The following is a 4,974-nucleotide window of genomic DNA, read 5'->3' as shown; positions in this document are numbered from 1 at the left end:
GGGCTCACGCCCCAGGCCCGGAGCACCGGGACGGCCGGTCGAGGACACGGGCTCACGTCCCAGCCCCGGAGCACCGGGACGACCCGTCGAAGACACGGGCTCACGGCCCAGCCCCGGAGCACCAGGGAGCTCCAGCGGGCCTTCGTCCATGGAGAAGTCGAAGTCGAACTCGGTGCTGCCTCCGGAGCCCTTCGTGGGCGCGGGCGGAGTCAGGGGCTGGATGGGCGGTGCGATGGAGCGGCCCGTCGCGGACGCGGGCTCACGCGACAGCTCCGGGGCACCCGCGCGTCCGGCGGCGGAGCCGGGTTCGCGTCCCAGCCCCGGCGCGGCGGTGCGACCGGCGGCGGAGCCGGGCTCACGTCCCAGTCCCGGCGCGGCGGGACGGCCGCCGAAGGATCCGGGCTCCAGCGACATCTCCGGAGCCAGGGGGCGTCCGGCGGCGGAGCCGGGCTCACGCCCCAATCCCGGCGCGGCGGTGCGAGTTGCCGAAGACGCAGGCTCACGCGACAGACCTGGAGCCGCACGTCCCGCGACGGATCCGGGCTCACGTCCCAGATCCGGCGCACCGGGACGACCGGCGGCGGAGCCAGGCTCACGCCCCAGTCCCGGCACGGCCGGGCGCCCCGTTGTGGACACCGGCTCACGCGACAACCCCGGTGCCGCGGGACGGCCACCGAAGGACCCGGGCTCCAGGGACATCTCCGGAGCCACCGGGCGCCCAGCGGCGGAGCCGGGCTCACGCCCCAGGCCCGGAGCACCGGGACGGCCGGTCGAGGACACGGGCTCACGTCCCAGCCCCGGAGCACCGGGACGACCCGTCGAAGACACGGGCTCACGGCCCAGCCCCGGAGCACCAGGGCGACCCGTCGAAGACACGGGCTCGCGGCCCAGCCCCGGCGCACCAGAGCGACCCGTCGAAGACACGGGCTCACGTCCCAGTCCTGGAGCACCAGGACGGCCCGTCGAAGACACAGGCTCACGCCCCAGCCCCGGAGCACCGGGACGTCCCGCGGAGGAACCAGGCTCACGCGACAGACCTGGAGCCGCACGTCCAGGCGAGGACGCGGGCTCACGCGACAGCGGCATGGGCCGGTGACGTCCGGGCGAGGACGCGGGCTCTCGCGCCAGCTCCAGCGGGCCGTCATCCATGGACATGTCCAGTTCGAACTCGGTGCTGCCACCGGACGTCTGGAGCGGAGCCACGGGCGGCGGCGCGGGCCTCACCGCGGGCGGCGGTGCGACGGGCTGGACCGGCGCGACACGGGGCGGCGCGGGTTCGAAGGCATCGGACATGTCCAGCTCGAACCCACCGGCATCGCCGGAGGCCGGGGACGATCCGTCATCCTCCACCAAGAAGCCCATGTCGATGGGCGCTTCATCGAGCGGCTCGCCCATCGCGATGGGCGCATCCCCCATCGGAACCTCGAACTCGAAATCGAGTCCGGGCAATGGCTCATCACCGTCCGCCAGCACGCCCTGCACGGTGGGCGGCGGCGTGCCCGCGATGAGCTCATCCAGCGGGATGTCCACGTCGTTGGACGTGTCCGCCAGCGGCAGGCTGTCCTCGTCCTCGGGGGACCCCAGCGAGAACGGCTCGTCAGGAGATCCGAAGTTGAACGGCTCATCCTCCGGAGGCGGAGCGCTCGCGGGCGCCTCGATGTCGTCGAAGAGCGAATCGAGCGCGACCCCGCCCGGGGCCTGCGGCGCGGGACGCGACGGCGCGGCGACGGGGGGCATGACCGCGGCGGGACGCTGCGGTGGCGCGGCGACAGGACGCGGCGGAGCGGCCACGGGCGCGACGATGGGCGCGATGGACGGCAGCGGCGCCACGGGAGCCACCGAGGCAACACCACCCGGCTTGCGCTGGAGCATCAGCTCCACGAGCGCGCGGCTCGCCGTGTCCAGCTCCAGGAACTGCAACCCCATGCCCGGAGGACCGGCGGGGTCGTTCACCTCGCGCACCCAGCGCACCGTGGCGCTGCCCTGGAGCACGCGCACACCGTTGGCGATCTGCACCTCGAAACGCACGGGCGTGCCCACCGGCTGCGGCGTGCGCGAGCGGATGAACATGCCACCCGGGCTGAGGTTGGTGGCGAACTCCTCGGTGAAGCTCCCCACGGACTCATGCTTGAGCTTCACCAACAGACCGACCGACTTGCGGTCCGTGGTACGCCGACCTTGATCCATGGGTCGGCACTGTCGCGGCACAGGGCCTTTCCCTCAAGGGGGTTCTGGCCTCTCGGTCGGCCGTCCACCATCCCTCCGGGAGCCCAGGTGCGCTTACGACTTACCTGTATGTCCCGGCTATCCTGGGACTTCGTTTCCTGAACGAGGAAGTCCGGGTCCGCCGGACGGGAGTCCCCCGATGCAAGCGGTTCCCCAGTTCGCTCCGGTCCCCCTGCATGCACGGTGGTTGGTGGACCGACGGCATGACCTGCTCTCCACGGTGGGAGGCCTGGGCGCGAGCCTGGCGCTGATGGCGTTGCACGTGTTCGGCGGGGTGAGCGGGCCACCGCTGTGGTGGGCGTGGGTGTTGCTGTTGGACGGGCCGCACCTGTTCGCGACGGTGTCGCGCACATACCTGGACTCGCGCGAGCGGAAGGCGCGGGCGCGGCTCTTGTGGGGCAGCCTGGGGTGGTTCGCGGCGGGGCCGGCGGTGTTCGGGGGCTCGGTGCTGTTGGGGCAGCGCTGGCCGTTCGCGGTGTTCGTGACGCTGGCGGCGCTCTGGGCGTACTGGCACGTGGTGCGGCAGCACTACGGCATCATGGTGCTCTACCAGCGCAAGGCCGGTGAGAAGGACGCATGGGACCGGCGGTTGGACAGCCTGACGTTGTACGTCGGGTTGCTCGCGCCGTTCGTGGCGTTCGCGCTGACGCACCCGGGAGCGCGGCGGCGGTTGGGCCTACCGGCGGAGCCGACCTGGGAGGTCGCGGCGGCGCACGCGTGCTTCGCGCTGGTGCTCGCGGTGGTGGGGGTGCTCGCGGCCAGGCAGGTGTGGCGCTGGCACACGGGGCGCGGGGTGAACGGGCCGAAGCTGTTGATGCTGGGCGCGGCGCTGGGGCTGACGGCGCTGGTGTTCTGGCCGTCGGTGTCGCGGCGGATGGACTTCCTGATGTTCACCGTGGCGGTGACGGCGTTCCACAACGTGCAGTACCACGGCATCGTCTGGTTCTTTCACCGCAACCGCTACCACTCGGACGGAGTGGACCGCGCGTCGTTCGGCTGGGCGCCGAGGGTGAGCCAGCGGTTCATCATCTACGCGCTGTGCGGGCTCGCGTTCACGGTGGCGTACCGGGCACTGGGCTGCGGCATGGGCGTGCATCCGGGCTGCGGCGCGTTCGACACGAAGGTGGCGCTGGGCGGTTCAGGGCTCACGCTGCGCGACTTCATGGAAGGGTTCATCTGGGGCTTCGCGCTGCACCACTACTTCCTGGACCAGTACATCTGGCGCGTGCGCAGGGACGCGGGGCTGAACCAGGACCTCAAGCTGGGCACTGCGCCAGCCTGACACCCGGGCCGCATGGTGTGTCGGACCTGTCCATATTATCTGTACAACATGGCCAGCAAACACCGGAGACGCACCCCGCCCCGCCCCGCGAGTGCAAGACAGGCCTCCCCGAGCAAACGAGCCTTGCTACCGGCCGTCCCCGTGGAGGAAACGGGGACGACGCTGCCCATCCAGCGCATCGCGCTCAGCGAAGCGCGCAGTCAGCTCAGCGCGCTCGTGCAGCGAGCTGCCTCCCAGCGGGCCCTGACCGCCATCACCGTGCATGATGAGTTGAAGGCGTACCTCATCGCGCCCGCGCGGCTGAAGGCCCTGCTGGAAGCGGAGCGCCAGTCGCGCCCCTCGCGAAAGGGGAAACCAAAGCTGCGGGGCTCGCTGCGCATCGTGGGCGATCTGGAAGCACAGGGCGAAAGCCCCAGCGACCAGCTCCAGCGCTCGGCACTGGCCTCGGCGGAGGCGGTGGACCTTGAGTGAGGGCTACGTGCTCGACACGAACGCCCTGCTCTTCTACGCGGGCGACCAACTCCAGAAATTCGGGCCGAAGGCGAAGCGCGCGTTCACGGCCTTCGAGCAGGGACGCGGCTACCTCGTAGTGCCGGCGCCGGTCGTGCTGGAAACGTGGCTGCTCGCGCAAGGCGGCAGGTTGCGATTCCCCACCACGCTGGATGCATGGTGGGCGGACATCGCCCGTCCGGAACTGGTCCACGAGCCCATGAGCGAAGCGGATGTCCGGGAGGCGGCCCGGCTCGACTGGGAGCACTGGGACCATTTCGACCGGCTCATCGTGGCGACGGCCCGCCGGCTGGCGCTACCGCTGCTCACGCGAGACAGCGCCATCACCGACTGGGCCCAGAACACCGGAGGCATCGAGGTCGCGTGGTGACGCGGTCCCGATGCCCCTCGGATTCAAAGCATCCTGAAGCGCGGAAGCACCTCATGACTCAAGGTGGCCCCCACGCCATCGGCGCGGCTCACGGCGTCACGAGCCGCAGGAACGCATCCTGGTTCCACGCGGCACCCGCTCCATCGCGCTGCCAGCCCGACACCACCAGCCCCGCATCCGGCAGCGCGACCAGCGTCGTCGTCGCCAGCGAGCACGTCCCGCTGCCGCAAGCCTCCGGCGCCAGCATGTTCGTCCCCAAGAGCGCCCCGTCCGCCGCGTAGCGCGTCAGCGTGTTGCCGCACGCCACCGCCACCGGACCCGTGGACTCCACCGCGGCCACCGTGCCCACCGACGCCGAACCGCACGTGGGCTGCTTCGCCCACTGCTCCTGCCCGTCCGCCGTCGCGGTGAGCACGAACGGCCCACCCTCATCCAGCGTCGCCCCGTTCCACACCAGCAGGCCCACCGCTTCGCCCGCCACCGCCACGGTGCCATTCGCACCCACGGACACCGAACCCACGCGGCCGTTCACCCCCGGCACCTCGCGGCCCCACGCCAGCGCCCCGTTCGCGTCGAACGCGAGCAC

Annotated in this window: 4 protein-coding genes and 1 pseudogene; 3 read left to right on the top strand and 2 right to left on the bottom strand. The window is 71.7% G+C overall.

Features of this window, described 5'->3' with window-relative positions; genetic code table 11:
* Positions 1 to 2,187, bottom strand: a 2,187-nt coding sequence (locus tag D7V88_RS38850; RefSeq protein WP_120545574.1) for a TIGR02266 family protein, incomplete at its 3' end; no start/stop codon positions are given.
* A 178-nt stretch (positions 2,188 to 2,365) separates the two neighbouring features.
* Between D7V88_RS38850 and D7V88_RS38845 the strand changes: the two genes are divergently transcribed.
* From D7V88_RS38845 to D7V88_RS38835, 3 genes are all read left to right on the top strand, one after another.
* Positions 2,366 to 3,508: a hypothetical protein gene (locus tag D7V88_RS38845; protein WP_120545573.1), complete on the top strand. Its 1,143-nt coding sequence runs from the start codon at positions 2,366 to 2,368 to the stop codon at positions 3,506 to 3,508.
* Between the two features lie 123 nt (positions 3,509 to 3,631).
* Entirely contained in the window at positions 3,632 to 3,979 is a 348-nt protein-coding gene (locus tag D7V88_RS38840; RefSeq protein ID WP_147449060.1) for a type II toxin-antitoxin system Phd/YefM family antitoxin, read from the top strand.
* Positions 3,972 to 4,388: a type II toxin-antitoxin system VapC family toxin gene (locus tag D7V88_RS38835; RefSeq protein WP_158625254.1), complete on the top strand. Its 417-nt coding sequence runs from the start codon at positions 3,972 to 3,974 to the stop codon at positions 4,386 to 4,388. The genes D7V88_RS38840 and D7V88_RS38835 overlap by 8 nt, the downstream gene beginning before the upstream one ends.
* 88 nt (positions 4,389 to 4,476) lie before the next feature.
* Here D7V88_RS38835 and D7V88_RS38830 read toward each other — a convergent pair.
* Positions 4,477 to 4,974, bottom strand: a pseudogene (locus D7V88_RS38830) (hypothetical protein); the annotation flags it as partial.

This window comes from Corallococcus terminator (genome assembly GCF_003611635.1).
Taxonomy (GTDB): Bacteria; Myxococcota; Myxococcia; order Myxococcales; family Myxococcaceae; genus Corallococcus; species Corallococcus terminator.
The sequence above is the reverse complement of the archived record's forward strand: the minus strand, read 5'-3'. Positions and strand labels throughout refer to the sequence as shown.

Coding starts and splice junctions, on each gene's coding strand:
- D7V88_RS38845 (WP_120545573.1), top strand. CDS start 2,366: ATGCAAGCGGTTCCCCAGTTCGCTCCGGTCCCCCTGCATGCACGGTGG.